Origin of the sequence: Chryseobacterium endalhagicum (genome assembly GCF_016745235.1) — a bacterium.
GTDB classification, from domain to species: Bacteria; Bacteroidota; Bacteroidia; order Flavobacteriales; family Weeksellaceae; genus Chryseobacterium; species Chryseobacterium endalhagicum.
In genome coordinates this window covers 445,154-471,189 of sequence record NZ_JAELVM010000003.1, presented here as the reverse complement: position 1 = coordinate 471,189, position 26,036 = coordinate 445,154, and the positions used below count along the sequence as shown (strand labels likewise).

General features: G+C 38.6%; 27 protein-coding genes and 1 riboswitch. Of the genes, 14 read left to right on the top strand and 13 right to left on the bottom strand.

The features are described 5' to 3' along the window. Positions 1 to 46 precede the first annotated feature (46 nt). Complete coding sequence (locus JET18_RS17830) at positions 47 to 1,252, bottom strand: metallophosphoesterase (protein WP_202093304.1); 1,206 nt, start codon at positions 1,250 to 1,252, stop codon at positions 47 to 49. 69 nt (positions 1,253 to 1,321) lie between these two features. Continuing rightward, positions 1,322 to 2,389 (bottom strand): 3-oxoacyl-ACP synthase III family protein, encoded by a 1,068-nt coding sequence (locus tag JET18_RS17825; protein WP_202093303.1) that lies wholly within the window; start codon positions 2,387 to 2,389, stop codon positions 1,322 to 1,324. Between the two features lie 101 nt (positions 2,390 to 2,490). Here JET18_RS17825 and JET18_RS17820 point away from each other — a divergent pair, with 101 nt between their 5' ends. The 9 genes from JET18_RS17820 (at position 2,491) to JET18_RS17780 (ending at position 9,354) form a co-directional block, all read left to right on the top strand. Further along, on the top strand, positions 2,491 to 3,060 hold the full coding sequence (locus JET18_RS17820) for a hypothetical protein (RefSeq protein WP_202093302.1): 570 nt from the start codon (positions 2,491 to 2,493) through the stop codon (positions 3,058 to 3,060). A 3-nt stretch (positions 3,061 to 3,063) separates the two neighbouring features. Further along, positions 3,064 to 3,795, top strand: a complete 732-nt coding sequence (gene ubiE, locus JET18_RS17815) for a bifunctional demethylmenaquinone methyltransferase/2-methoxy-6-polyprenyl-1,4-benzoquinol methylase UbiE (protein ID WP_034726327.1) — start codon at positions 3,064 to 3,066, stop codon at positions 3,793 to 3,795. 3 nt (positions 3,796 to 3,798) lie between these two features. Beyond that, the gene (porT, locus tag JET18_RS17810; RefSeq protein ID WP_202093301.1) at positions 3,799 to 4,581 is read left to right on the top strand and encodes a type IX secretion/gliding motility protein PorT/SprT; all 783 of its coding nucleotides are present in this window, start codon (positions 3,799 to 3,801) and stop codon (positions 4,579 to 4,581) included. A 140-nt stretch (positions 4,582 to 4,721) separates the two neighbouring features. Then, the gene (locus JET18_RS17805) at positions 4,722 to 5,024 is read left to right on the top strand and encodes a hypothetical protein (protein WP_062652529.1); all 303 of its coding nucleotides are present in this window, start codon (positions 4,722 to 4,724) and stop codon (positions 5,022 to 5,024) included. Next, complete coding sequence (locus tag JET18_RS17800) at positions 5,024 to 5,311, top strand: cell division protein ZapA (protein ID WP_080778693.1); 288 nt, start codon at positions 5,024 to 5,026, stop codon at positions 5,309 to 5,311. The genes JET18_RS17805 and JET18_RS17800 overlap by 1 nt, the downstream gene beginning before the upstream one ends. A 228-nt stretch (positions 5,312 to 5,539) precedes the next feature. Further along, entirely contained in the window at positions 5,540 to 7,108 is a 1,569-nt protein-coding gene (gene rny / locus JET18_RS17795; RefSeq protein ID WP_202093299.1) for a ribonuclease Y, read from the top strand. Positions 7,109 to 7,183: 75 nt separating this feature from the next. Continuing rightward, on the top strand, positions 7,184 to 8,425 hold the full coding sequence (locus JET18_RS17790) for an MFS transporter (protein ID WP_202093297.1): 1,242 nt from the start codon (positions 7,184 to 7,186) through the stop codon (positions 8,423 to 8,425). A gap of 283 nt (positions 8,426 to 8,708) precedes the next feature. Beyond that, positions 8,709 to 8,894: a hypothetical protein gene (locus JET18_RS17785; RefSeq protein WP_202093295.1), complete on the top strand. Its 186-nt coding sequence runs from the start codon at positions 8,709 to 8,711 to the stop codon at positions 8,892 to 8,894. Positions 8,895 to 9,174: 280 nt separating this feature from the next. Beyond that, positions 9,175 to 9,354, top strand: a complete 180-nt coding sequence (locus tag JET18_RS17780) for a hypothetical protein (RefSeq protein WP_202093293.1) — start codon at positions 9,175 to 9,177, stop codon at positions 9,352 to 9,354. Positions 9,355 to 9,436: 82 nt separating this feature from the next. Here JET18_RS17780 and JET18_RS17775 read toward each other — a convergent pair whose 3' ends face one another. The 5 genes from JET18_RS17775 to JET18_RS17755 form a co-directional block, all read right to left on the bottom strand. Next, complete coding sequence (locus JET18_RS17775; protein ID WP_202093291.1) at positions 9,437 to 10,393, bottom strand: YeiH family protein; 957 nt, start codon at positions 10,391 to 10,393, stop codon at positions 9,437 to 9,439. 62 nt (positions 10,394 to 10,455) lie between these two features. Beyond that, on the bottom strand, positions 10,456 to 11,337 hold the full coding sequence (locus JET18_RS17770) for a LysR family transcriptional regulator (protein ID WP_202093289.1): 882 nt from the start codon (positions 11,335 to 11,337) through the stop codon (positions 10,456 to 10,458). 448 nt (positions 11,338 to 11,785) lie between these two features. Then, positions 11,786 to 13,054, bottom strand: coding sequence for a voltage-gated chloride channel family protein (locus JET18_RS17765; RefSeq protein WP_202093287.1), 1,269 nt, complete (start codon positions 13,052 to 13,054; stop codon positions 11,786 to 11,788). A 31-nt stretch (positions 13,055 to 13,085) separates the two neighbouring features. Next, positions 13,086 to 13,153, bottom strand: a riboswitch (Fluoride riboswitch). A 140-nt stretch (positions 13,154 to 13,293) separates the two neighbouring features. Continuing rightward, positions 13,294 to 14,916, bottom strand: coding sequence for a T9SS type A sorting domain-containing protein (locus JET18_RS17760; RefSeq protein WP_202093285.1), 1,623 nt, complete (start codon positions 14,914 to 14,916; stop codon positions 13,294 to 13,296). Positions 14,917 to 14,956: 40 nt separating this feature from the next. Next, positions 14,957 to 15,424, bottom strand: coding sequence for an acyl-CoA thioesterase (locus JET18_RS17755; RefSeq protein ID WP_202093278.1), 468 nt, complete (start codon positions 15,422 to 15,424; stop codon positions 14,957 to 14,959). 124 nt (positions 15,425 to 15,548) lie between these two features. Here JET18_RS17755 and JET18_RS17750 point away from each other — a divergent pair, with 124 nt between their 5' ends. Beyond that, the gene (locus JET18_RS17750) at positions 15,549 to 15,911 is read left to right on the top strand and encodes an arsenate reductase family protein (protein WP_202093276.1); all 363 of its coding nucleotides are present in this window, start codon (positions 15,549 to 15,551) and stop codon (positions 15,909 to 15,911) included. Between the two features lie 301 nt (positions 15,912 to 16,212). Here JET18_RS17750 and JET18_RS17745 read toward each other — a convergent pair whose 3' ends face one another. Continuing rightward, positions 16,213 to 17,964, bottom strand: coding sequence for an alkaline phosphatase D family protein (locus tag JET18_RS17745; RefSeq protein ID WP_202093274.1), 1,752 nt, complete (start codon positions 17,962 to 17,964; stop codon positions 16,213 to 16,215). 168 nt (positions 17,965 to 18,132) lie between these two features. Here JET18_RS17745 and JET18_RS17740 point away from each other — a divergent pair, with 168 nt between their 5' ends. After that, positions 18,133 to 18,318: a hypothetical protein gene (locus tag JET18_RS17740; RefSeq protein ID WP_202093272.1), complete on the top strand. Its 186-nt coding sequence runs from the start codon at positions 18,133 to 18,135 to the stop codon at positions 18,316 to 18,318. 60 nt (positions 18,319 to 18,378) lie between these two features. On the opposite strand, the gene gcvT is transcribed toward JET18_RS17740, so the two are convergent. Genes gcvT through idi form a run of 3 tightly spaced genes read right to left on the bottom strand, consistent with a single transcriptional unit; the run spans position 18,379 to position 20,448 of the window. Next, positions 18,379 to 19,455: a glycine cleavage system aminomethyltransferase GcvT gene (gene gcvT / locus JET18_RS17735; protein ID WP_202093270.1), complete on the bottom strand. Its 1,077-nt coding sequence runs from the start codon at positions 19,453 to 19,455 to the stop codon at positions 18,379 to 18,381. Positions 19,456 to 19,464: 9 nt separating this feature from the next. Further along, positions 19,465 to 19,935, bottom strand: coding sequence for a hypothetical protein (locus JET18_RS17730; protein ID WP_228728589.1), 471 nt, complete (start codon positions 19,933 to 19,935; stop codon positions 19,465 to 19,467). Positions 19,936 to 19,938: 3 nt separating this feature from the next. Beyond that, on the bottom strand, positions 19,939 to 20,448 hold the full coding sequence (idi, locus tag JET18_RS17725; RefSeq protein ID WP_202093266.1) for an isopentenyl-diphosphate Delta-isomerase: 510 nt from the start codon (positions 20,446 to 20,448) through the stop codon (positions 19,939 to 19,941). A gap of 449 nt (positions 20,449 to 20,897) precedes the next feature. Between idi and JET18_RS17720 the strand changes: the two genes are divergently transcribed. Then, positions 20,898 to 21,299, top strand: a complete 402-nt coding sequence (locus JET18_RS17720) for an LNS2 domain-containing protein (protein WP_202093264.1) — start codon at positions 20,898 to 20,900, stop codon at positions 21,297 to 21,299. 99 nt (positions 21,300 to 21,398) lie between these two features. Next, complete coding sequence (locus JET18_RS17715) at positions 21,399 to 22,358, top strand: D-2-hydroxyacid dehydrogenase (RefSeq protein WP_202093262.1); 960 nt, start codon at positions 21,399 to 21,401, stop codon at positions 22,356 to 22,358. Between the two features lie 374 nt (positions 22,359 to 22,732). On the opposite strand, the gene mscL is transcribed toward JET18_RS17715, so the two are convergent. After that, complete coding sequence (gene mscL, locus JET18_RS17710) at positions 22,733 to 23,113, bottom strand: large conductance mechanosensitive channel protein MscL (RefSeq protein WP_202093260.1); 381 nt, start codon at positions 23,111 to 23,113, stop codon at positions 22,733 to 22,735. A gap of 243 nt (positions 23,114 to 23,356) precedes the next feature. Between mscL and JET18_RS17705 the strand changes: the two genes are divergently transcribed. Further along, a complete protein-coding gene (locus JET18_RS17705; RefSeq protein ID WP_202093259.1) occupies positions 23,357 to 24,874 on the top strand; it encodes an NAD(P)H-hydrate dehydratase in 1,518 nt (505 codons plus the stop codon). Between the two features lie 186 nt (positions 24,875 to 25,060). On the opposite strand, the gene lgt is transcribed toward JET18_RS17705, so the two are convergent. Next, positions 25,061 to 25,909 (bottom strand): prolipoprotein diacylglyceryl transferase, encoded by an 849-nt coding sequence (lgt, locus tag JET18_RS21905; RefSeq protein WP_317193282.1) that lies wholly within the window; start codon positions 25,907 to 25,909, stop codon positions 25,061 to 25,063. Positions 25,910 to 26,036: the final 127 nt, after the last annotated feature.

The following is a 26,036-nucleotide window of genomic DNA, read 5'->3' as shown; positions in this document are numbered from 1 at the left end:
TCTAAAACTCTCAGACCCTAAAACCCTCTCCCTCTCAAACTCAAAACTAGCTCAGCTCAAACAAAGTAATCTCCGGCAGTACACCCACTCTTCCCGGGTATCCTAATACACCGAATCCTCTGTTTACATACAGCATTTTGCCTTCGCTCTCATACAAATCAGCCCATTTTGGATAACGGTACTGAACGGGAGACCATTTGATGTTTTTCAGATCCAGACCGAACTGCATCCCATGGGTGTGTCCTGAAAGGGTCAGATGGATGTTTCCAGGGTGTTTTTTGACCACATAATCAAAGTGGGTAGGGTCATGACTCATCAGGATCTTCGGAGCGGATTCCGGAACTCCTTTTAACGCGTCATCTATTTTTCCGAATTGAGGGAATGGCTTCAGTCCCCAGTTTTCAACGCCGAGAATGTAAAGTTTTTCGCCGTCTCTTTCGATCACTCTGTGTTCGTTTCTCAGCATATCAAAACCGGCCTGTCTTTCGTATTCGATAAGGGTGTCGAGGTTCTTCTTTTTAGCATCCACAGAAGTCCAGGTTACATAGTCGCCGTAATCATGGTTCCCCAGTACAGCAAATTTGCCATCTTTAGCCTTAATTTTTGAAAATAAGGGAATGAATGGTTTGAATTCATCAGAAATATTATTCACCATATCTCCGGTGAAAAGCACAAGATCCGGATTCTGTTCGTTGATCAGATCAATGGCATGCTGAAGTTTGGATGGGTCCGAGAAGCTGCCGCTGTGTACGTCGGAAATCTGGATCACTTTATATCCGGTGAATTTTTTTGAAAGACCCGGTATTTTAATCTTGATTTTTCTTACCGTATGCCTGTATTTCCCAAACGTAATTCCGTCGATAAACAGTGCCGAAAGAACGCCTCCAAGGCCTAATCCTACCATGCTCAGGAACTTTCTTCTTTCCGGGAAAAAGTTTTCCTGGGGCCTGGTTAAGCCGATCAGATAAGTTCCGGTGCGGAAAATATCATCAATCAGTAAAAACAGAACCACAAAGATTTTGGGCAATATAAAGATCAGGAATAGTGAAATGGTGATCTGGACCCTCATGGAGCTTTTGTCTGATCTTTGGAAATGGGTAATTTCATAGGCGAAAATCCCATACACAGTTAAAGATACCACCCAATACCCGAGCCTGATCCAGAAATTATCTGTTAAAGTTCTGATGGCCTGATAGATATATACTTCTAGAAACAGGAATATGGCAGCAATAATCAAAAAATTTCTTTGCATAATCGGTCTAAAAAAAGCACAAAGAATTTGTTTCCCTGTGCTTTATATTTTTTTGTTAATTAAATATTTTTAAGGAAATCTGTAAACGATAGCATTGATGTTCATTCCGGCACCTACCGACGTCATCACAATGTTACCTTTATCTTTAAACGTTTGACCCTCCATTTTTCCTTTAATTATTAAATCATACATGGTAGGAATGGTTGCTACAGACGTATTTCCAAAGTCCTGGATTGTCATAGGAGAGATCGCATGGTCATAATCTTTCACGTCATACAGCTTGTGAAGTCTTTCGATCATGGCATAATCCATCTTTGCATTCGCCTGGTGGATCAGGATCTTATCGATATCTTCAAGCAAAAGACCTGCGTCTTCTATAGTTTCCTTGATGGCTGAAGGTACATTTTTAAGCGCGTATTCATAGATCTTTCTACCCTGCATTCTTACATAAAGGCGTCTCTGGTCTACATTGGCGTTGATTGATGGCGCATTTTCAAGATAACACAGCTCAGGACCGTTGTCACAGATTGTGTTGTGTGAAATAATACCTACATTTTCCTGATCGGTAGCCTGTACCACTACAGCACCCGCTCCGTCAGCAAAGATCATTCTGTTTCTGTCATGCGGATCAGTAACGCGGCTTAAGGTTTCTGCCCCAATCACAAGAATGGTTTTGGCAGCTTTTGCCTTGATAAGGTTGTCGGCAAGGATCATGGCTTCCACCCATCCCGGACATCCGAAGATCATATCATAAGTGATGCATTTTCTGTTTTTAATGCCCAGCTTATTCTTTACCCTTGCTGCCATATTAGGCATAAAGTTCACATATCCGTCTACAGTAACTTCTCCAAAGTTGCTTGCATAAATAATATAATCCAGTTCCTCACCATCTATTTTAGCATCCTCAAGCGCCGCTTTTGCAGCTTCAGAGCCGATCTGCGAGTTGGAAAGATCGTCTTCAATAAATCTTCTGTTTTCTATTTCTGTGATTTCTACAAACTTCGCGATGGTTTCTTCAGCAGGTTTTTCAATCTTTACTCCGTCTTCAGTGTAGAACTCAGAATCCATGAAATAATCTCTACCAATAACTCTGTTAGGAATATAGGACCCGGAACCAATAATGATCGTATTCGGCATTCGTTTATATGATTTTTTAAAGATGCAAAGTTAATAATTAATATTAATAACGGAGAATTAAAAATATTATTAAATTTGCAAAAATTGTACTTTACAATCGTATGAAAAACAACTCGTCCTTAAAAGGCTTACTTATTGCAGCTGTGGTGTTTATCCTCGCCTTTGGGATCTACTTCTTTTTTTTAGCAAAGAAAAATTATTTTGTCGTAGATAATCCTACTTCCAACACCTATTATTTCAAGATCAATAATGGTTCCGAGGGAATTATTTCTGCGGGGCAGTATGTGCATGTAGACCTGAAGCAGGGGAAAAACGCTATTCAGGTTTTTGACCAGAATAAGAAAATGCTCTATGATTCTGCATTTGAAGTGAATAAGATCCGCGGGCTGATCAATATCGCCCATCAGGATTATTATATCAATGATCAATATTATGGATACAATCTTAAAAAAGATTCATTACTTTTGGCTCTTGATAAAATCACGATAGACGGAAAAGATTATTTTGGAGGAGCTAAGCACTTCAACAAGCTTTATTCTGAAGATTTTTATTACAATGTGGATGAAGATTATGACAAAGTGATCAAAAATATCCAGAAAGTGGAATCCAGATCAAAGATTTTCAGAAAGCAGGATTTCCTAAATTATTACAAAGAATATTACAAGTTTTAAGTTTTGACAAAAGATATTACCAAAGTTACTCCCTACAATTCCGAGGCTACCAAGAAAAGCCAGGTAGAGGATATGTTCGACAATATTGCACCGAAGTACGACCTTCTGAATCATGTTTTATCCATGAAAATTGATGTTTTATGGAGGAATACACTGGTGAAAATGATGAAAAAAGACAATCCGCAGGAAGTGCTGGATGTGGCTACAGGAACGGGAGATTTAGCAATTACCATTGAAAAAGGAACCGATGCGAAAGTAATTGGTTTAGATTTATCACAACAAATGCTGAATGTTGGCGTTATTAAAATAAAAAAACTTAAATTAGACGGCAAAATTTCCATGCAAAAAGGAGATGCAGAAAATTTACCTTTCGAGGACAATAGATTCGATGCTGTTTCCGTTGCATTTGGAGTAAGGAATTTTGAAAACCTTACCAAAGGTTTGGCAGAATTAAGAAGAGTAGTTAAAGATAACAAGAGTGTTTATATACTGGAGTTTTCAAAGGTTGAGGGGTTCTTAGGTCCATTTTATATGTTTTATTTCAAAAATATATTACCTGCCATCGGCAGATTGGTTTCCAAAGATAATAGGGCGTATACATACCTTCCGGATTCTGTAAATGCTTTTCCTTTCGGGGAAAAGATGAAGCAAATTCTTTTAGATACAGGATTTAAGAAAGTAGAATATAAAAAGCTAAGTTTAGGTATAGCCACAATTTATAAAGCAACAAAGTAACCTATGAATAAATTTCTATTAAGAGCACTGGTTTTAGCCTCAGTTAATATTGCAGTTTTTGCAGATGCGCAATTCAGAACCCGAAACAGAATGGATAAGTTGGAAGACTTTGACGAGCAGAAATTCAGTTGGGGTTTTTATTTAAACGGCAACAGGCTGGACTACCGTATCGTCCTTCATCCGAGATACGGTTCGGAAGGGAATCAGAATCTTGTTAAATCCAAAGAAAGCTACAGCTTCGGGGCAGGTTTGATCGCCAAATGGAGACTGAATGATCATTTGGATTTAAGATTGGAACCAGGCTTGCAATTTGCTCAAAGGCAGTTGACTTTCAATACCCAGTCCAATGACCAGTACGCTGCTGGAACATTGACGAACCCTCCTTTTTTCCCAATTGCTTTAACTGAGAAAGATAAAGTAAGAGAAATTAAATCTACATTGGTAGACATTCCTGTACTCTTGGAACTTCACGGGAACAGATGGTACAATTCCAGACCTTACATTGCGGCAGGGGTGAACTATGTGGTGAACCTTCAGTCCAATTCAGATTCTGAAGATGATAACATGCAGCAGGTGTTCAGATCTACCACGCATAACTTTGCATGGTCAGCTGAAATGGGAATCCAGTTTTATTTCAACAAATTCAAACTTACTCCGGCGGTAAGAGGAACATTTTTCATGAACAATGAGAAGGTTGCTGATAACGCCAATACGCCTCCATACTGGGCTACGGCCATGTCTACACTTCAGACAAGAGCCATCATGTTTGTGTTGAAATTCGAATAGAAGAATATACATTAAAAATACCAAAGGAGATGCATCAGTATCTCCTTTTTTTGTTGCTATTCAAAATATAGGGGCATTTATTTTTGTTACTGTTATTATTTTGTTATTTTTGCTATTAGTTAGAATATACAAAACCTGAAATGCTTCAAGATTTAGAAAACAATTTTTCAGAATTAGAGAGAAAGATTTTGCTTTTACAAAGGAATTATAAAAATCTTACTGAAAGATTATCAGACTTAAGTATTGAGCATGAGGAACTGAAGACGAAATATGATGAGGAAAGAAGAAGAAATCAGGTATTAGCAGAAGAACAAAAAAATATAAAACTTTATTCAGCAATATCAGGAAATCCTGAACACAACAGGTTAATGAAAAACCATATCAACCGATTGGTAAAAGAAATTGACTTCTGTATTGCACAGCTTCAAAACAGTGGATTATAATGGAGGTAAGAAGAATAACCATCAACATTGCAGGAAGGGTATATCCGCTGAACGTGCCGGCCGCCGAGGAAGAAACTCTGCGTAAGGTAGGAAAGCAGATCGAGAATATGATTAAAGATTTTGAACAGAACTTCGATGTAAGAGATAAACAGGATGCTTTGGCCATGTGTGCCCTTAAACTGGGGACCAATGCGGAAGTAGTTTCTCTTAACTACGAAAAAAATATAAATTCTACCAACGAAAGATTAGTGAAAATCAATCAGTCGTTGAATGAAATTGGGAAATAGATTTTTTTCCCATCAGACTGCCTACAATAATTCTAACACATTTAAGGTAAACTCAACGCTAAACAATTACCGAGCAAATGTCCGCTGAATGGCGCGCCGGTTCTCCGGATTACAGACAGTGGAAATCAGTTCAAATCGTGTTGATTAGGAGTTTACTCTCAATCCCTGAATTGTTGTAGGTTTTTTTTATTTAGATAAGTGTAAGACAATTAAAACTCAATATATATTATGACAACAGCCATTATAGTCGGCGTTATTTGCTTAGTAGTAGGGGCAGTAGTAGGGATACTTTTCTCTAAAAGCTCGCTCAATACCAAAGCAAAATTTATTGTAGATGATGCAAAGAAAAATGCCGAAAACCTTATAGAAAAAGCAAACGTTCAAGCTGAATCCATAAAAAAAGAAAAGAATCTGCAGGCCAAAGAAAAATTCCTGGAATTGAAATCCCAGCATGATGCAGATATCCAGTCCCGCGAGAAAAAAATGCAGGAAGTGGAAAAAAGGATCAAAGACAAGGAGCACAAGCTTAATGATGAGCTGAGCAAGACCGGAAAACTTGAAAAAGATCTTGACAGACAGATTGGAGATTACGCCAAGAAAAACGAGATCTTAGACAGAAAACAGCAGGAATTGGATGTAGCTACCACTAAAAAGGTAGAAATTCTGGAAAAAATAGCGAATTACACCGCTGAAGAAGCTAAAGCAGAATTGGTAGAAACCATGAAAGCAGAAGCCAAAACAAGAGCTCAGGCACATGTTCAGGGGATTATGGAAGAAGCTCAGCTGAATGCTAAGAACGAAGCCAGAAAAATTGTGATTCAGACCATCCAGAGAATCGGGACAGAGCAGGCGATTGAAAATTCAGTGTCTGTTTTCAATATTGAATCAGATGAGGTAAAAGGAAGAATCATCGGTAGAGAAGGTAGAAACATCCGTGCTTTAGAAGCGGTAACAGGTGTGGAAATTATCGTTGATGATACTCCGGAAGCTATTCTTCTTTCATGTTTCGACCCGGTAAGAAGAGAGATTGCAAGACTATCCCTTCACAGATTGGTAACGGACGGAAGAATCCACCCGGCAAGAATTGAAGAAGTAGTAGAGAAAACAAGAAAGCAAATCGAAGAAGAAATCATTGAGGTGGGTAAAAGAACCATCATTGATCTTGGAATCCACGGATTGCACCCGGAACTGATTAAAATCGTAGGTAGAATGAAATACCGTTCTTCTTACGGACAGAACTTACTACAGCACTCAAGAGAAGTAGCGAACATTGCTGCAACTATGGCTGCTGAATTAGGATTAAACGTAAAACTAGCAAAAAGAGCAGGTCTTTTGCACGATATCGGTAAAGTGCCGGAGCAGGAATCAGAACTTCCTCACGCTTTACTAGGGATGCAGTGGGCAGAGAAATATGGTGAAAACGCAGAAGTTGTAAACGCAATCGGAGCTCACCACGACGAAATTGAAATGAAGTCATTATTATCACCAATCATCCAGGTAGCCGATGCCATCTCAGGAGCAAGACCGGGAGCAAGAAGACAGGTGCTGGAATCTTATATCCAGAGACTGAAAGATCTTGAATCTGCTGCATTAAGCTTCGATGGGGTATCCAGCGCTTATGCAATCCAGGCAGGTAGAGAACTGAGGGTAATGGTAGAAAGCGGAAAAGTAAATGACGAAGTAGCAAACCAGTTATCTTACGACATCTCCGAAAAGATCCAGAATGAACTGACGTATCCTGGACAGGTAAAAGTAACCGTGATCAGAGAAACAAGAGCTGTGAATATTGCAAGATAACAGCAATATCAAAATATTTATAAAAACCTTTCAAATAATTGGAAGGTTTTTTTTATTTTTAGCAAAAACATAAATATGAATGAACTGTCTTTGTCTTCAAAATTGAAGTACATCTTCTCTATCCCTGTTATTATTTCAGCCCTGGGCTACTTTGTAGATATCTACGATCTGCTTTTGTTCGGTATCGTACGTATCCCCAGTTTAAAGGCATTAGGCCTCAATCCTGATGCCGACGGAACCTTTATTCTCAACTGTCAGATGGTAGGGCTTCTTATCGGAGGTGTTTTCTGGGGAATATTCGGTGATAAAAAAGGAAGGCTGTCCGTACTGTTCGGATCTATCCTGGTCTATTCCTTAGCAAACATCGCCTGCGGATTTCTGCCCTATTTTCCCAAAGAACATTTGGTCTACCAATACGCGGGTTTAAGGTTTATTGCAGGAATCGGACTCGCCGGAGAGCTTGGAGCCGGAATTACCCTGGTTTCTGAAAGTCTGCCGAAGAGTTTAAGAGCAATCGGGACGTCTGTTGTTGCAGGTTTCGGATTAATGGGTGCGGTAGTTGCCCAACTCACCGTGGAACTGGCCGGCGGATGGAATATTTCCTACATCATTGGCGGGGTCATGGGAATTATGCTGTTAATCCTGCGGATAAGTGTCTCGGAGTCCGGGATCTATAAAAATTTAGAGCATAAAAATATTTCCAAAGGAGATTTCCTGTCTTTTTTTACCAATAAAGACAGATTGATCAGATATCTCAAATGCATAGCCGTAGGGCTGCCTACGTGGTATTGTATAGGTATTCTGGCTGTTTTGGCCAATCAGTTTGCCCCTGAATTGGGAATCACGGAGCTGAATCCCGGAAAAGCCATTATGTGGGCCTACGTGGGTATTTCTGTCGGTGATCTGATGAGCGGATTTATTTCCCATGCCCTCAAATCCCGTAAGATGGCTATTTTTTATATGCTGCTGTTCACTATAATTGGCGTGGCTGTAATGCTCTTCGGAAATACCAATACAGAAACCAGATATTATATTTTCTGTGTCTGGCTGGGATTGGGGACAGGCTATTGGGCCATGTTTGTGACATTGGCTGCGGAACAGTTCGGAACCAATATCAGAAATACGGCTACTACCACCGTTCCCAATATGGTAAGAGGCTTAGTACCTGTCATGATTCTTGCATTCGACTTGCTGAAAAATAATTTTACAGTAATTATAAGCGCGGCTGTGGTCGGAATTGTTGTCTTCGGACTCGCTTTTTATTCATCCCTGACCATTTCAGAAACCCATGATAAAGACCTTGAATTTACAGAATAAACCACTGGAGGATCAGGAGTTTTAAAGTGATTTAACTAATATTTTTTATAGTAAGCACTGTTTATTTTAAATATTTGATAGCCAGTTTAGCTGAAAATCTTTGATTTTCTTGTGTCTTTTAAAAATAATAAAGCATAAAAACCCTTGAGTCCTTGCGATCTTCCAATAAATATCTACCACTCAATGAACGTATTAACATTTTTTTGTGATTATAAACATTATTATTTGTTTACTTTTGAAAGTAACCGAATTAATTCTATTGTTTAATTAAAATCAAAACATCATGTCACAGGAAATTTTTAAAAAAGCGAAAAAGTTAAAAAAAGATGATCTTAAGAACATTATCGGAGGGATTGGCGGCGTAACAACCCCGGACCTTTCAAAATGTGGCTGCAGCTGTACAGGTGCAGTAACGGGACCTTCCTATTGTGTAAAATACAAAAAGTGTCTTCAGGTAATCACCTGCTAACAGAAAAACAATTAACTATAATAAAAAACCTTTCAAGCTATTGAAAGGTTTTATTTTTATTGCACCCAAAAAATTGAAACAGGGAACAATTTAATTCATGAAATAGTATACTTGTTTAAAAATATTTTCAGCCTGAAATTCATTGATTGCTTATTAATGTCAATGAAATCAGTATTTTATATATTTTGTAATAAATTATGTTGCGAATAATTAATATTTGTTTAACTTTGAAAGGTAACTAAACTATATCGTTTAATCTTAAACTAAATCACGTAACATTATGAAAAACGCTAAAAAATTAAAAAAGGCAGATCTAAAAAACATTATCGGAGGAATCAGCGGAAAACCTGATTTATCACTTTGCGGATGCAGCTGTTCAGGTTCTGTAACAGGACCTTGGTACTGCGTAGAGTATATTGGTTGTCCACAGGTGTATACTTGTGACCAGTCAGCAATTTAAGAACTGTTTCAGTAAGAAATAAACATTTCCACATTTAATAAACGCAAAAGCCTTTTGGGACCTTCCAAAAGGTTTTTGTCATTTAGCTGATGATATAAATAAGGCTTCCTACACTGATCATCACCCATAAGATAACCGCAGCGGCCAACGGTTTGATCCCGATTGTTTTTAAAGTCTGAAGTGAAAGGGTAGAACCGATAAAGAATAAAGTGAGATTCAGTCCGGATTTCGCTACGGTAGTTACAGAACTGCTGATTTTGTCAAACACAGGAAAATAAGTATTCAATAGGATAGCGAGAATAAACCAGCCGATAAACCACGGTATTTTAATTTTGGATTCTTTATTTTTAAAGATAAACATCGTGATCACAGAAACCGGGATGATCCATAAAGCACGCGCCAGCTTTACAGTAGTTGCTATTTTTAAAGCTTCATCACCATATTTTCCCGCTGCACCTACAACAGAACTCGTATCGTGAATTCCCACCGCACACCAAAGGCCGAACTGTTCCTGCGAAAGCTGCAGTAAATGTCCTACAGCCGGATAAACAAACAATGCGATTGAATTCAGAGTGAAAATAATGGCAAGTCCCAGAGAGATTTCTTTTGTTGCCGGCTTAATGATCGGAGAGACCGCTGCAATGGCACTTCCGCCACAAATAGCCGTACCCGCAGAAATAAGATAGGATAGTTTTTTTTCAAGCTTAAATACCCTTCCTAAAATGTATCCGGCAATCATTACTGTTAAAATACTCGCAACAGTAAGAACAAAACCCGATTTTCCTGCCTGAAGTGCTTCATCCAGCTTAAGACCGAAACCCAGCCCGACAATAGAGATCTGAAGCAGAAGATGGATATATTGATGAAGATATTTTTCAAACGGATTGCCTATAAAAACGACCAATCCAAAACCTAAAGCCAGTGCAATGGGTGAGGAGACCAATGGAGTGAGACAGATAAGACCTGATCCGATGAAAATTATTTTTTGTGAGGCTTCATTTTGAATAAAACTTTTCACGTTATAGAACTTTGAAATCATGCTTCAAAATTCCGCAAATTATCATCACAAAATAAATTGTATTTTGTTATTGAATATAACTTTTAGTTATAACTAAGGTGTTTCAGGAAAAGTTTGATCAGCTCGGACTGTTCCCCTTTGGGAAGAATATAATGAAAGTTCCTTTCAATGCTGAAGTTCCTGATATCTATAATGCTGAGGGTATTGTTTTTAAGCTCACTCAAAACCGTGCTGATGGACAGGAAAGCCATACATTCGGAATGAAGAAGATAGTTCTTGATGCTTTCACTGCTTCCAAGCTGCATAATGACGGTAAGATGTTCCAGGTGAATCCCTTTTTCCTTTAAACGGTTCTGAATAAATTCCTGCGTTCCCGAACCCTGCTCCCGGAAAATAAGATCCAGATCATATAAATCTTTCAGATGCAGATTTTTACGGGCCAGCGGATGATTGGATTTGGCGACCAGAACAATTTCATCTGCTTTGAAGGGGTGATATTCAAAAAATGAAGACTGCGATTCCCCTTCAATAATGCCTACATCTATTTTTCCCTCTTTAAGAAGAGCCGAAATCGTTTCCGTATTCTGGGTAATCAGTTCAATTTTAATGTCTTTGTAATAAGAATGGAAAGTGGCCAGAATTTCAGGCAGAACGTACTGGGCTACCGTTGTGCTTGCCCCTACAATCAGTTTTCCTTTATGCTCCTGATTAAACTGGTTGATTTCAAATTCAAGGTCACGGTACAGACTCCGGATCTTTTCTGCATATTCAAACAGAATTTCTCCGGCCGCAGTTAACTGGATGCTCGTTCCTTTCCGGTCAAATAATTTGGCAGCAAGCTGATTTTCAATTTCTTTGATATGCTTGGTGACCGCGGGCTGGGTAATATTAAGCTCTTCCGAAGCTTTTGTAAAACTCAGTCTGGAAGCTACGGTATGAAAAACTTTAAGTCTGTAATCAAACATGGTATTAGTCTTGGATAACAAATTTAGTTAAATTATGTGAGATTCGGATTCGGGTTGTGTGGGAGGGTTTTGGTGTTGGAGAGTTGGAGAGTTTTAGGGTTGGAGGGTTTTAGAGTTGGAGCGCTTGTTTGAGTTATGAGTTATAAATGATGAGTGATTAGTTTCGGGATGCGGGATACGAGTTGGAGCGTTTTAGTGTTTCGGGTTATCAGGGTGGCAGGTTACGAGGTGAGAGTGGAAATGTTTTAGATTTTATAAAAGGAGTGTTTTAGTATTTCAGGTTTGGCGAGTTTGAGACTGTGATTCAGAAATATTGAATAAAGGACAACCATCTGGTGGTTGAGGTTCTCGAAACCACCAGTAATATTTCCTTCTCCTTAAAACCCTCCAACTCTCCTACGCAACCAGCAACTCGCAACCCCGATAACCCGAACCTCGAAACCCGCACTCACCTCCCGCTTTTCACTTCACCCATCCTCTGTTTGCTATAAATACTGTTGTGTCCCGATAAAAGATAGGAGACCACGCACGCAATGGCAATATACACTCCGGATTCTGCTCCGAATAATTCAATTCCCATCAGCATGCAGGCCAGAGGAGTGTTGGTAGCTCCGGCAAAAACGGCTGCAAAACCCATTCCGGCAAGAAGCCCAAACGGTAAGGGAATAAACAGTGATAATGCGCTTCCAAGAGTTGCTCCGATGAAAAATAAAGGAGTGACTTCACCGCCTTTAAATCCTGCCGAAAGGGTTACGATGGTAAAGATCATTTTTAACGCAAAATCATATAATGGAAGCTGTTTTTCAAATGATTCCAGGATCACGGGGATTCCCAATCCTATATATCTCGTTGTTCCCATCACAAAAACTGCCAGAGCAACGATAATTCCTCCAATTACAGGACGGAATGGCGGATATTTGATCTTTGATTTAAAAACCGAACCGGCCCAGTGAATAACCTTGCTGAAAGCTGCTGCACAGATTCCAAAAGCAATTCCTGCAAGAATACTGTACAAAATAGGCAGAAATTCCAGCTTAGGAATACTGGCGATATGATAATGGGTATGTTTGACGTTCCAGAGATTGGTGACCATATCTGCAAGAATAGCTGAAGCAAATGCCGGGAAGATGGCATTATACCGTATTTTTCCGATCAGAAAAACTTCAAGTCCGAAAACGGCCCCGGCGAGCGGTGTCCCGAAAACAGATCCGAAACCTGCTGCAATGGCGGCGATCAGTAGTATTTTTCTTTCGTTTCTGTCAAGTTTAAACGGTTTGCTGAGCTGGTCTGCAATAGCTCCGGCCATTTGAAGGGCAGTACCTTCCCGGCCTGCTGAACCTCCAAAGAAATGGGTGGCAATAGTTCCGAGATAAACAAAAGGCGCCATTCTGAAAGGAATAATCTCCTTAGGATCATGAATACTGTCGATGAGCAGGTTATTTCCAGCCTCAATATCTTTTCCGAAATAATGGTAAAGGAGACCAATCAAGAAACCGGCAGCAGGAAGCAGGGCGATCAGCCAGATATGATGTTCCCGGAATTGCGTTGCCCAGTTCAGAGACTGTAAAAATCCTGCAGAAGCTGTTCCCACCAAAGCACCAATAATGATACTGATGCATAACCATTTGGAAATATAAGGCAGTGCCGGATATTTTCTGAAAAAAAAACGGGTATGAAAAACTGCTTTTCTGCGTATTGTTCTTTGATTTTTTGACATGATAATCCTGATAAGTTATTGGTTAATAATCTCTTAATCAGGCGTCATCAGCTTCTGTAAAGCGGTTGGGTAAGGAAGAGCACCATTTCCTTTGATGCAAATATAGAAATAAGATTTAGTTTTTATGTTTAATAATTGTTTTGAAAATGATTTATATCCACTTTATTGATTAATAGTTATGATGTATTTGTTAACTACACTATCAGATACAGGATTATCGAATATAAAAAAACAGTTACTTATTCTTTTATAATTTTTAAGGTTTGATAATTATCATTAGTTTTAATTTTAAGAAGATAACTTCCGGAAGCAACATCTTTTACATCAGCGGAAATAGTTTTACTGTTTTTATTAAAAGTAATATTCTTGATAAACTGTCCCGAATAACTTAGTAGCTGTATTTCCTTGATCTCGCTTTCTCTTTTCATAACAATATGTAAGACATCCTTTACAGGATTTGGATAATATGAAAAAACTTCTGATGGAGTCGTTTCAGATGTCGATAATGTTGTTGGGGAGAGTCTTCTTACCGCACCATTAATGTGATTGGGTCCATATACTTTACCGGAAATCATAAGTCTGTTTTGATTATCGAAGATCATATCTGTTTTGGGAGTAGAACCAATCGAATAAAATAACCCGTTGTTTCCAAAGGTATTGTCAATAGTACCATTTACATTAAATTTACTAATATATGCATCAGGTCCGCTAACATTTGAGCCATGAGACATATCAGGATATTCCTGGGCAATATACACTCCTGTATTATTGGCTGCTACAGTTAAGAGTCTTCCACTTTTACCAGTAAGCATATACGAATTATGTTTTACGATTCCGTTTGTTCCAAATGAAGAGTTCATTATTCCATCTTGTGATACCTTTGCAATCCAAGTCTGGTAGGATGGAGATGCGGGTACACTAGATAAATTGGAGTAGCCGGTGATATAAAAATTGCCATTATTATCCCAAACTGCTTTTGAATACTGAGAAGGATTGGGAATATCTAGATTAAATATCAGCCTCCCGTTATTTCCGAAAGTTGTATCATAGGTCCCGTCAAGATTTAATCGGATCATGTAAATGTCATTATTGATGGGAGTTCCTGAAGGGTCATTGATATTACCGGTACCTACAATGATCAGCTTGTCGTTTTGAAGAAAAACATTCTTTGCTCCTGAACTTTCATTGCTATTGTTTTCATTTATTGTTATATATAATCGTCCGTTATTTCCGAAAGTGGTGTCAACAGTTCCATCCTGGTTAAATCTAGTCAGCGCAGTCTTGGTTTTAGGATAATTATAATCTGCAATTCCACAAAGTAACACCTTTCCGTCAGATAACTCTACAAAATCAGTGACTTTGTCATAGAAACTAGGTGAATTACTGGTGGCATAATTCGGATAATCCATTTTAATAGAGTTGTATTTTTCTGCAACACCATTATTATTAAGTAACAGACTATAAAATGATTTAACACTGGAGGAAGGTGATTCTGACCTGTAGTTACCCAATATTGAATATTTATTATTACTTAACTGAATCAGTTTCGTATAGGTAGATTCATAAAAAGTTTGTCCCTGAAAATTTCCGTATGGAAGGACAACAATGCCACGCCAGATAGTTGTATTGGTCTGAGCAAAATTATCATTAATATATTGCCCGTTATAAGTGGCCTTATGAATTGATAACTTTCCATATAAGTTTCCTGAAATAATAAGATTACCGTCAGAATTGAAAATCATGCTTCCCATTTCGCTACTTTCACCTAATGTCAAGGTACCTCCTGATCCAAAGTAGGGATCAATGGACTGTGCATAAGAAAATTGGCCAGCTAAGATAAATGCTATTAATATTTTTTTCATAGTTAAAGTTTTATACAAAATTAAGAAAAAAACTGATAGCTTATAAAAAAGGCTTCATTTCATCCTCAATCTGGGTTCTCAGATCCATCAGGCGTTTTGCATACTGTTCCTGCTGCTTTTCCTCTGGGGTTTCAGGAATCCATTTGGGAACGGGAAGCTTTTTGCCGTTTTCATCCACTGCCACGAAAACAATGATGCAGTGCGTCTTTTTATCAAAAGTAGGCTGCTTCAGGTTTCTGGAAAATACATTAATGGAAATATGCATGCTGGATGATCCCGTATAAATCACCTGTGCATCTACTTTTACCACTTCCCCGATCTTGATAGGCTCATAAAAACGGATCCCGCCCACATAAACGGTCACCGAATAATTTCCACTCCATGTGGTGGCACAGGCGTAACCTGCCTGATCAATCCATTTCATAACGCTTCCTCCATGTACATTTCCTCCGTAATTGACATCTGAAGGCTCTGAAATAAACTGAAAAGTGATGGGCTTGTTCTGCATCTTTATAAAATTTTAATAAAGTTATTTAATAATTTCCAGAATCTTGGATTAAATCCTACTTTTGAAAGACCAAACTGCTGAAAAGCGGTGGAATTTAAATAACAAACAGATTTAAAGAATCATAATGAAGAAAGTATTTTACCTTAATACATGCGATACATGCAGAAAGATTTTAGCGCAATTCGACCTGAGTGACTGGGAACTGCGTGAGATCAAAAAAGAACCCATTACAAAGGAGGAGCTGAGTGCAATGCACAAAAAAACAAAATCCTACGAAGCCTTATTCAGTAAAAAATCCACACAGATCAAATTAAGAAATCTGGATGTAAAAACGCTTGAAGAGAAAGATTTTAAAGATCTTCTTCTGGATCATTATACCTTTTTAAAACGTCCGGTTTTCCTTACAGATAAGGAGATCTTTGTTGGAAATGATAAAAAGAATGTGGAAGCTTTGAGGGTATTCTTTGGAGTGGAAGCAGAAGATTAAAAAAATATTTATACGATTATAAAAGAGCTGCAGATTCATTCTACAGCTCTTTTCTATTTTAAATTAAATGTACCCTGACTTCGGAATAAAACATTTTCGTTTGTATGATCGGGTCAGGAAGTCTGAGGCACGAAGAGGGAAGTTATTGAAGCCTAAAGCCAGAAATCCCGGGTTTTTATTATTTTTTTAATCCCGCTTCAACCAATTTAAAGGCAGCTGTTGAATCATTGTCTAATATTAACTTCCAGCCTCTATCTTCCAGCTTCCCGCCTTTTAATCCTCAGGTTAAATGCATTTCTTATCAGTTGATTGTATACGTCTTCTCGGTCACTGTAGTATAGATTTCTGAAACGATATTGTCTACAAATTTCCATTCTGCCTGTGCACTTCCCGAAGTAAATTTCACATTCAGATAGCCTCTTTTATACAGATTGGCATATTCCAGATCATCTATAAGGACAGAAAATGCCTGGGCCAGTTCTATAGCCTGTGTAGGATCAGAAGTGATCCCCAGATAGCCTTCCAGTCCCGGAGATGAGACGGAGCTGCAAGCCAGTTCTGTTCCTATAAAATTCCCCTGAGCATTCGTCAGTTTTCCCAGCCATGCATTGTGGGTATCTCCTGCAAGAACCACTACTTTTTTTCCTGCAAGAATGGAGTAGAGCTGCTCTCTTTCCATAAAGTAACCGTCCCAGGCATCAAGATTATAAGGCAGGGTGGTTGTAATTCTCGCGATTTCCTGAGGGGTAAGGGTAGGATCCTGCTGCTGATGTCTCATTTTCAGAACAATCAGCTGGGAAATAGTGTCTTTAAGTAATAACATCGTGGCAGGCTGTGCACTTCCGTACTGTTTTATTTCTGCAAGAATTCTGTTCAGTACCATCAGCATTTCGGCGGGAATCAGCATTTTGGTCATTAAGATCTGCTGGCCCAAAACTTTCCATGTTGAGGTGTCCGCATTGATCTGTGAACCAAGCCATGACATCTGTTCACTTCCGATCAGTTTTCTGCCGGAACTTAGAAAATCGGTTTTAAATTTTACCTGATCGAAATTTCCGGCGGCATCCAGGTAATCTGCATAGTCCAGCTGCTTGTCCCTTGCAATTACTCTTGTATCCATCATATAAAGCGATACAATGTTTCCAAAGTTGAAGCTTCTGTAGATTCTCAGATCTTTTCCTGTTTTTAAAGGAATATATTCGCTATACGCCTGGAATGCGGCCATCTTCCGGGCATCGAAACTTCCTTCATTGGGCTGATGGTTTTCTGCCCCGGATTTATAGGTGTCATTGGCAAACTCATGATCATCCCAAACGCAGATAAACGGTTTTTTCTGATGCAGGAGCAAAAGGTTCTTATCTCCTCTGTACTGTCTGTATCTTTCCCTGTAATCGCTTAACGTAAGGATTTCTTTTGCAGGCTGATGAGCTCTCCCCAACTGATTGGTATAAGGGTTGGTTCCGTACTGTCCCGGAGCATACTCGTAGATATAATCTCCCAGGTGAACCACTACATCTGCATCAGACTGAGCGATTGCTCCATAGACATTAAAAAGCCCCGCAGGAAAATTAGAACAGGAAACCACGGCCATTTTCACGTCATTTACTGAATCTGTTTTTGACGGCAGCGTTCGCGTTTCTCCTGTCACACTGGTTTCCTTGGTTTTAATATTATAAAATCGGTAGTAATATTTCGTATGGGATGGAATATTCTGAACATCCACGGCCACGGTAAAATCATTCACTGACGTTACATTGGCCTTTCCTGATCTTACAATATCGGAAAAATTACTGTTTCTGCTGATTTCCCAGGTAATTTCAGCATCTACAGCTACAGAGTATCGCGTCCAGATGATCACGCCTGTCTGGGTGGGATCAAAACTGGCTACTCCGGTTTCAAATCCTTTATTTTGCAGATCAACAGGGCCACTTCCGGGATTGGTAATATCATCGTCCGAGCAGCTTTCAATTAAAGGAGCAATAAAGATTCCTCCTGCTGCAAGCAGTGAATGTTTAAGAAATTTCCTTCTGTTGATTGAGTTTTTGTTATCCATCAATTTTTTCCTGCAAAAGAAGATAATTGAAAGAATAAGTCTATTAACTCAGCTTTAATTATGTTTTATGATTATTTAATTCATGTATTGCATAATACTTTTAAGAAACCAATTCGAAAACCATTAATTCTTAAATGCTTATATTAGAATCACCAAAAAAATAGTAACATGAAAAAAAACTTTTTAACAACAAAAAAACTGAACAGATCTGAATTGAAACAGATCAGCGGAGGAGCAGCAAGGATTCCGGTATGTAGTATATTATGCGGCCCGGCAGGAGGTGTGATTTCCAACAGACCGGGTATCGGTGATGCCTGCAATCCGGACAGATCGATCTGCTGTATCTGCTACTAATCAAAAAAAGAGGCTGTAAAATGAATTACAGCCTCTTCTTTTTCTGAATATTTTGAATATTTATACGAAAGGAGCTTTCACTACTTTTGCAGGAATATTTTTATTTCTAACCTGAATGAAGATTTCAGAACCCAGTTTGAAGTGAGGTTTAGCTACATAAGCAAGACCCAATCCAATCTTTTTCATAGGAGACTGTGTTCCTGAAGTTACTTTTCCAATCACATTTCCTTCCACATCCACTACCGGATAATCATGTCTTGGAACGCCTTTGTCCTGAAGTTCAAAACCTACCAGTTTTCTGGTAACGCCTTCTTCTTTCTGTTTTGCGAATGTCTCTTTAGAAACAAAATCTTTATCAAATTTGGTGATCCATCCTAATCCTGCTTCAATAGGAGAGGTCGTATCATCAATATCATTTCCATAAAGGCAGAAACCTTTTTCCAGTCTTAAAGTATCTCTGGCAGCAAGTCCGGCAGGAACAATTCCTTCTGCTTCACCTGCATTGATGATAGCATCCCAAAGCTGTTCTGCGTTTGCATTGTTGAAATAGATCTCAAAACCACCGCTTCCCGTGTATCCTGTGTTGGAAATAATCACATTCTCAATTCTGTCTACACTTCCTACCACAAAACTGTAGTAAGGAATTTCAGAAAGGTTGGTTTCTGTAAGCTTTTGAAGGATTTCCGTAGCTCTTGGTCCCTGAACTGCTAATAATGACATTTCGTCAGAAGCGTTGGTCATCTGGGCACCAAACGTATTATATTTTGAAATATGATTCCAGTCTTTTTCAATATTTGAAGCGTTTACCACAACAAAATATTTGTCGTCTTCCATTTTGTAAACAATCAGATCGTCCACGATTCCTCCGTTTTCGTTGGGAAGACAAGAATATTGGGCTTTTCCGTTTTCAAGAGCGTCTACATTGTTCGTTGTTACAAACTGTAAAAGATCTTTAGATCCCGGACCTTCAATAAAAAACTGTCCCATGTGGGAAACATCGAACAATCCTGCTTTTTCTCTTACTGCAAAATGCTCTTCCGTAACACCGGAATATTGTACAGGCATCTCAAATCCTGCAAAAGGTACGATTTTAGCGCCCAAAGAAACGTGTTTATCGTATAAGGCTGTTTTCTTCATATTTAATTTTTATTTCTTTATTTTAAAGCTGTTGAAAGTTTCGTTAAAGAGGCTCATATAATTTCCGTTCCAGAATTTCTGGCCGCAGTTGATAGAAACAAGATACAAATCCTTGTCTTTCTGAAATGCTCTGGTGATCCAGAACAGTTTTTCCTTTTCATCAAAATATTCGTAAAAAAATTCGGTGTATCCTTTTTTACCCCTGCTTTCTTTTATTTTACTCTCCGGTTCCTCAGATTTGTAAAGAGCCAGGATAAATTTTTTCATTTCTGTTTTCGGAAGATTCAGATCGTGGTATTCCGAAATGGTAATGGCTCCGATCTCATTATCAGGGAAAATATTCACTATTTCACTGTCATTCGTAGATCTCCAGCCTTCAGGAACGTTGATAGAGTAGCTGGGCGTGTCGTACACTTTTGCTTTCTGGGCAAAAAACAGACTTACCGATAAAAAAGCGGAGACAAGAAGGATTTTTTTCATCAATTAAAAATGGTGTTTATATTCTTCAAGGATAATTTTAAACCATGCCGTAAAATTTTCAGGATTTTCAGCCATTTCCTTATCAAGATCTTCAATGGAAATGAATCTTACTTCTTCCACCTCGTCCTGATTCAAATGAAAATCCGCTTCATAATCTCCTGTAAAAACATAGTCCAGTTCATGTTCCCAAAGACCGCCTCCCACATCTGCCTTATAGATAAAATTGAATTTTTCCGAAAGCTCAGCTTCAATTCCCAGTTCCTCCTGTAATCTGCGCTTGGCACCGTCTATATACGTTTCATCCTCTCTTGGATGAGAGCATACGGCATTGGTCCACTGATTGGGAGAATGGTATTTTCCGGACGCTCTTTTCTGAAGGAGCATCTCACCTTTGCTGTTGAACAAAAATACAGAAAATGCACGGTGCAGAAGACCGTTGATGTGAGCCTGCTGCTTTTCCATAAGACCCAGAACTTCATCTTCAGGATTTACTAAAACTACAAATTCTTCCATTTCTACAAATGTAAGCCTAATAAATGTATTTTGAAAATTTTTGGATAAACATCATATTCTTTGGAATGGCAAGAGAAAAAGGAAAAAAAGCGGAAAGGCAAAATTGCTGATTTTTGAGTTTCAGACTATAAGTAAAAATACGGCAATGATCAACTAATCATTCAAAACAAAGCTAAAACATAATCATCTGTGAAAATCCGTGCCATCTGTGGTTAAAAAAATAAAATATCATTAGGTCAAACTTTAAGTAGGATAAATACTATCTAATTTTAATATTATAGGGATAAAAAGATAAATAAGAAAATTTTTAATCATAATGCTTTAAAAAACGAATAAATTACTTATTTTATTCATTAAATAACATTTTTTATAGTAAATTTTTAACTTAAACTCAATTTAATACTTTCTTTGTTTATAAAAGTCTTAACTTTGCATCTTAATAATTAGTAATGGAGTTAGAATACAAAGAGCATTTAAGTCCGATTCTTAAGGATGGAGTAAAAAATTACTTAATAGACATTGACGGAACCATTACAGATGACGTTCCGAATGAAGAACCGGAAAGAATGGTTACCTGTGAGCCTTATCCTGATGCGCTTGCTACAGTGAATAAATGGTATGACGAAGGACATCAGATCTGTTTTTTTACTTCAAGAACAGAAAATCTGAAGCAAATCACCATCGACTGGCTTGATAAACATGGTTTCAAATACCACAGCGTACTCTGCGGAAAACCAAGAGGAGGAAACTACCACTGGATAGACAACCACCTGGTGAGAGCTACAAGATACAAAGGCAAATTTACAGACCTTGTAGAAAAGCAGGTTACTATTGAAGTTTTCAAAGATTAAGACAACATATACGAAGATTTAAAAATTAAATGACTGAGGTGTACACACCCGAAACCTTTAATTTTTAAATCTTTTTCACTTTTAATATCAATTGTATTTATGAAAGTTTTAGCAAATGACGGGCTGGATCAATCTGGAATTGATGCGCTGGCTGAAAAAGGGTTTGAAGTAATCACTGCAAAAGTTCCGCAGGAGTTTTTGGTAGATTACATTAATGAGCATAAGATCCGTACCCTGTTGGTAAGGAGTGCTACACAGGTAAGAAAAGATATTATTGACGGCTGTCCTTCCATAGAGATTATCGGACGTGGCGGAGTAGGAATGGATAATATTGATGTCGATTATGCAAGAGAGAAAGGAATTCATGTAATCAATACGCCTTCTGCTTCTTCAGAATCAGTGGCTGAACTGGTTTTTGCCCACCTGTTTTCAGGAGCGAGATTCCTTCAGGATTCAAACCGAAAAATGCCGTTGGTAGGAGATACGGAATTTGCCGGACTTAAAAAGGCCTATACTGCAGGGATTGAACTGAGAGGAAAAACCATCGGAATCGTTGGGATGGGAAGAATAGGACAGGAAGTAGCCAGAATTGCCCTTGGATTAGGAATGAGAGTGGTAGCTGCGGATAATAATGTAGGAAAAGCAAGCATCAAGGTGAAATTCTACAATAACCAGTTCATCAACGTAGATATTGAAACAGAACCGCTTCAGGACGTCTTGAAACATTCGGATTTCATCACGCTTCACGTTCCGGCTCAGAAAGACGGATACATGATCGGGAAAGATGAATTTGAGATGATGAAAACCGGTGTTGCCATCGTGAACTGTTCAAGAGGTGGTGTTATCGACGAATCAGCATTAATTGATGCATTGGATTCCGGAAAGGTGAAATTTGCAGGACTTGATGTTTTCATTAATGAGCCTACGCCTTCCAAAGCTATACTGAATCATTCAAAGATTTCCCTGACGCCTCACACCGGAGCCTCTACTTTAGAAGCACAGGACAGGATCGGGCTTTCTCTGGCAGAGCAGATCTCAAGCATTTTACAGATTCAGTAACAGCTGAACCATATAAAAATAAAAGAAGGCTGTCTCTTAACTGAGATGGTCTTTTTCTTGACTAAATTAAATAGAAAGTCCTACAAGTGACCTAAGAAACTGGAAGGTTAAGAAAATGAATTCTGTGAACGTTAAGAAAACTCTATTGTCCGAGTGCGGGACAGATTTTAATTCTAAACATAGAATGCTTCCGCACGAAACCTAACGAAGTGGTTCGACGAACGGAGAGAGTCAATTTAGAGTTTTTAGAGAACAGATTTCATTTTTAGTGGAAGTTTCTAAGTCTTGAATTTTTGGTTCATTTTGCTTCAAGGCAAAAGAACAAATCAAAATAGTAAAAAAAAGACTGCCACTTAAGGCAGTCTTTTCTGTTTTTATATATTATTCTTGCTTTTAAGAAGATCTCTGATCTCCGTAAGCAATTGTTGGTCTGCAGTAGGTCCTGCCGGAGCAGCCTCTTCTCTTTTAACGATTTTATTGGCTCCTTTGATGATCCAGAACAGCACCATGGCAATACAAAGGAAACTGATCACAGCAGAAATGAAATTCCCGTAAGTTACCCCGTTCCATGAAAGTTTTGAAATGTTTTCAGCACCTGCAGCTTTCAAAGCCGGATTCAGCAAAAGCGGTGTAATAACATCTTCTACCAATGAGGAAACAATTTTCCCGAACGCTCCACCGATGATGACACCGACAGCCAGGTCAAGTACATTGCCCTTGAAAGCAAAGTCTCTAAATTCTTTAACAAATCCCATAATTTATATTTTTTAATTAGTATATACACAAAAATAGAATTAAAAAATGTAAAAAACATAACTTTTCAAAGTTTTTTTATTCCATCAATATTGAATTATGCGTAGCATTTAAAAGGTTTTTCACCAGATCAGAATCAGTCGGTTGAAAGCTTTCTTGCCATAATGATCTAAATGTATTTTTATCATGAAGAAACAAATCAAACAGGAAAACTTTCGTAATTTGGTTAAAAGTTTGAACATCCTATGAAAATATTTTCTGCAGAACAGATACGCGGCTGGGACCGGTTTACCATTGTGCAAGAACCGGTTTCTTCCATACAGTTGATGGAGAGAGCTTCAGAAGCACTGGCGGGCTGGATTTCGGAAAACTGCAAAAACCACAAAAAAATAGCGCTGTTTTGTGGAAACGGGAACAATGGCGGTGACGGATTGGCAGCCGCAAGAATTCTTTATATGAAAGGCTTTGATGTAGATGTATTTGTAAAGAATGTGAAAGGGAAATTTTCAGATGATGCTTCGGTGAACTTAAAAAGACTCCGGGATTTTTCAGGAATTTCTGTGAAAGATTTTAAAGAAGCCGATCAGTATAATTTTGACAGTAAAACGATTATTCTTGACGCTCTCTTTGGAACTGGTCTTTCCCGCCCATTAGAAGGAATCAGCAAAGAAACAGTTGAATTTCTGAATGAAAAAAGCTGTATTAAAATGTCAGTTGATGTTCCTTCGGGACTGCCTGCCGATCATCTGTTTGAAGAGGGAGCAGTCATCTTTAAAGCAGATTATACCTTAAGCTTTCAGTGCTGGAAAAAAAGTTTTCTTCATCCTGAAACCGGAAGATATGCAGGAAAAGTGATCATCCTTGATATAGATCTCCATCCTGAATATTCTCATACAGAAGCTGCTGTAGATTTTGTCATTGATGAAAAGCTTGCAGACAGCATTTTTAAACCCAGACAGGAATTCTCCCATAAAGGAACCTATGGGAAAGTTACGATAGCAGGAGGAAGCTATGGAAAGATAGGAGCTGTGGTTTTGGCGACCAAAGCGGCATTAAAAACAGGTGCCGGCCTTACTTTTACGCTGGCTCCGGAATGCGGTTATGCTATTTTGCAAACCTCTTGTCCCGAAGCCATGTTTATAAAAAGCGGAACTCGGTATATTGAAAACATTGAAGCGGAAGAGGGGATGGTATACGGAATCGGGCCAGGACTGGGAAGTGACAGCCAGACTGAAAAAGGACTTTTACATTTTCTGAAAAACTATAAAGAACCTCTTATACTAGATGCTGATGCCCTGAATATCATTTCAAAAAATCCGGAATACCTCAGGCAGGTTCCCGGAAAATCTATTATAACTCCACATCCAAGGGAATTTGAAAGGTTATTTGGGAGTACAGAAAATTCGTTTGAACGGCTAAGGCTTGCCATCGAAAAAGCTGCGGAATTCAATATCTATATCGTATTAAAAGACCATCATACCCAGATCGTGACTCCTGAAGGAGAAACATATTATAACATTACCGGAAATGCAGGTTTAGCAAAAGGCGGAAGTGGAGATATTCTCACCGGAGTTCTTACGTCACTGCTTGCACAGGGATATTCTGCAAAAAATGCCTGTATTTTAGGGGTATGGCTTCACGGAAAAGCAGCAGATGTAGCGGCTGAAAAGTATTCTAAAGAATCTATGCTTCCTACGGATGTAATTAATACGTTTGGAAGTGTCTTCGAAGAGTTAAACAGGAGAAACGGCGTGAAACTTTAGAGTCAGAGAGTTTTAGAGTTTTAGAGTCAGGACGTTTGAAAGGTTTAAACTTAATGGGTTTTGCCATTTGCCGGTTAGCTGGTTCAGTCTGATGTCTGACGTCTGATGTCTGGCATCTTGCTTCTTGGCTCTTATCCCAATAAAAAAAGGGCAAATTCGCTTTTCCGCCAATTTGCCCTTTCATATTTATTCAGGTTTCTCGTTTTCCGCCTGAGTGATTTTAAATTTCTTGGAAATAATCATGATTACAACCCCGGCAATCATAAACGGAATGGAAAGTACCTGTCCCGTGTTGAGTCCGCCGATCTGGATAAATTCATCGCCTTGAGGCTCTTTTAAGAATTCAACAAAGAATCTTACAGCCCAAAGAATGATAAAGAATAATCCGAACAGCCATCCCTGCTGATATTTTTTGTCTGTTTTTCTGTATAATACCCATAATAGGAGGAACAATAGGAAATATCCGGCAGCTTCAAGAAGTTGTCCTGGATAACGGGGAACGGTAGCACCGTATTCACTGCTCTGTTGCGGGAAAAGAACAGCCAATGGAGAATTAGGATCAACAGCTTTTCCTACGATTTCAGAATTGAAGAAATTACCGATTCTTACAAAAGCACCGCCTAAAGCAACCACGATTCCGATTCTGTCATACACCCAGAAAGGGTTTTTCTTAATGATCTTAAATGAATAATATAAGGTAGTGAAAATCAGTGCTATGGTAGCTCCGTGGCTCGCAAGTCCGGAGAATCCTGTGAATTTGAATCCGTTTTTAGTGCTTATCGGTAAAAATACACTCCAGAAATCTTCTTTGAACAGTTCAGGCTGATAGAAAATAACGTGCCCAAGTCTTGCTCCTAAAATGGTTCCGATTAAGGTCCATGTGAAAAGCGGTTCCAGATATTTCTGGTTCACATTATCAATTTTGAAGATTCTGAGCATTAAAATATACCCAAACCCGAAGGCAAAAACGAACATTAAGCTGTAGAAATGCAGGGTAACCGGCCCCAGCTGAATTCCTTTGGAAGGATCCCAGATTTTAAATGGAGTGTCAAGCGCAACAGTATCTGATCCGCTGATCGGTTTTGCAGTTTTCACCGCATACTTGAAATGAGTGATATTATCTTTTGTAGCAGGACCGTCGATCAGTTTAAAATTTTTGTCG

Bases quoted from the DNA above. Each gene is read 5' to 3' on its own strand.
- JET18_RS17830 (WP_202093304.1), bottom strand. From the start codon at position 1,252: ATGCAAAGAAATTTTTTGATTATTGCTGCCATATTCCTGTTTCTAGAA.
- JET18_RS17825 (WP_202093303.1), bottom strand. From the start codon at position 2,389: ATGCCGAATACGATCATTATTGGTTCCGGGTCCTATATTCCTAACAGA.
- JET18_RS17820 (WP_202093302.1), top strand. From the start codon at position 2,491: ATGAAAAACAACTCGTCCTTAAAAGGCTTACTTATTGCAGCTGTGGTG.
- porT (WP_202093301.1), top strand. From the start codon at position 3,799: ATGAATAAATTTCTATTAAGAGCACTGGTTTTAGCCTCAGTTAATATT.
- JET18_RS17805 (WP_062652529.1), top strand. From the start codon at position 4,722: ATGCTTCAAGATTTAGAAAACAATTTTTCAGAATTAGAGAGAAAGATT.
- JET18_RS17800 (WP_080778693.1), top strand. From the start codon at position 5,024: ATGGAGGTAAGAAGAATAACCATCAACATTGCAGGAAGGGTATATCCG.
- rny (WP_202093299.1), top strand. From the start codon at position 5,540: ATGACAACAGCCATTATAGTCGGCGTTATTTGCTTAGTAGTAGGGGCA.
- JET18_RS17790 (WP_202093297.1), top strand. From the start codon at position 7,184: ATGAATGAACTGTCTTTGTCTTCAAAATTGAAGTACATCTTCTCTATC.
- JET18_RS17785 (WP_202093295.1), top strand. From the start codon at position 8,709: ATGTCACAGGAAATTTTTAAAAAAGCGAAAAAGTTAAAAAAAGATGAT.
- JET18_RS17780 (WP_202093293.1), top strand. From the start codon at position 9,175: ATGAAAAACGCTAAAAAATTAAAAAAGGCAGATCTAAAAAACATTATC.
- JET18_RS17775 (WP_202093291.1), bottom strand. From the start codon at position 10,393: ATGATTTCAAAGTTCTATAACGTGAAAAGTTTTATTCAAAATGAAGCC.
- JET18_RS17770 (WP_202093289.1), bottom strand. From the start codon at position 11,337: ATGTTTGATTACAGACTTAAAGTTTTTCATACCGTAGCTTCCAGACTG.
- JET18_RS17765 (WP_202093287.1), bottom strand. From the start codon at position 13,054: ATGTCAAAAAATCAAAGAACAATACGCAGAAAAGCAGTTTTTCATACC.
- JET18_RS17760 (WP_202093285.1), bottom strand. From the start codon at position 14,916: ATGAAAAAAATATTAATAGCATTTATCTTAGCTGGCCAATTTTCTTAT.
- JET18_RS17755 (WP_202093278.1), bottom strand. From the start codon at position 15,424: ATGCAGAACAAGCCCATCACTTTTCAGTTTATTTCAGAGCCTTCAGAT.
- JET18_RS17750 (WP_202093276.1), top strand. From the start codon at position 15,549: ATGAAGAAAGTATTTTACCTTAATACATGCGATACATGCAGAAAGATT.
- JET18_RS17745 (WP_202093274.1), bottom strand. From the start codon at position 17,964: ATGGATAACAAAAACTCAATCAACAGAAGGAAATTTCTTAAACATTCA.
- JET18_RS17740 (WP_202093272.1), top strand. From the start codon at position 18,133: ATGAAAAAAAACTTTTTAACAACAAAAAAACTGAACAGATCTGAATTG.
- gcvT (WP_202093270.1), bottom strand. From the start codon at position 19,455: ATGAAGAAAACAGCCTTATACGATAAACACGTTTCTTTGGGCGCTAAA.
- JET18_RS17730 (WP_228728589.1), bottom strand. From the start codon at position 19,935: ATGAAAAAAATCCTTCTTGTCTCCGCTTTTTTATCGGTAAGTCTGTTT.
- idi (WP_202093266.1), bottom strand. From the start codon at position 20,448: ATGGAAGAATTTGTAGTTTTAGTAAATCCTGAAGATGAAGTTCTGGGT.
- JET18_RS17720 (WP_202093264.1), top strand. From the start codon at position 20,898: ATGGAGTTAGAATACAAAGAGCATTTAAGTCCGATTCTTAAGGATGGA.
- JET18_RS17715 (WP_202093262.1), top strand. From the start codon at position 21,399: ATGAAAGTTTTAGCAAATGACGGGCTGGATCAATCTGGAATTGATGCG.
- mscL (WP_202093260.1), bottom strand. From the start codon at position 23,113: ATGGGATTTGTTAAAGAATTTAGAGACTTTGCTTTCAAGGGCAATGTA.
- JET18_RS17705 (WP_202093259.1), top strand. From the start codon at position 23,357: ATGAAAATATTTTCTGCAGAACAGATACGCGGCTGGGACCGGTTTACC.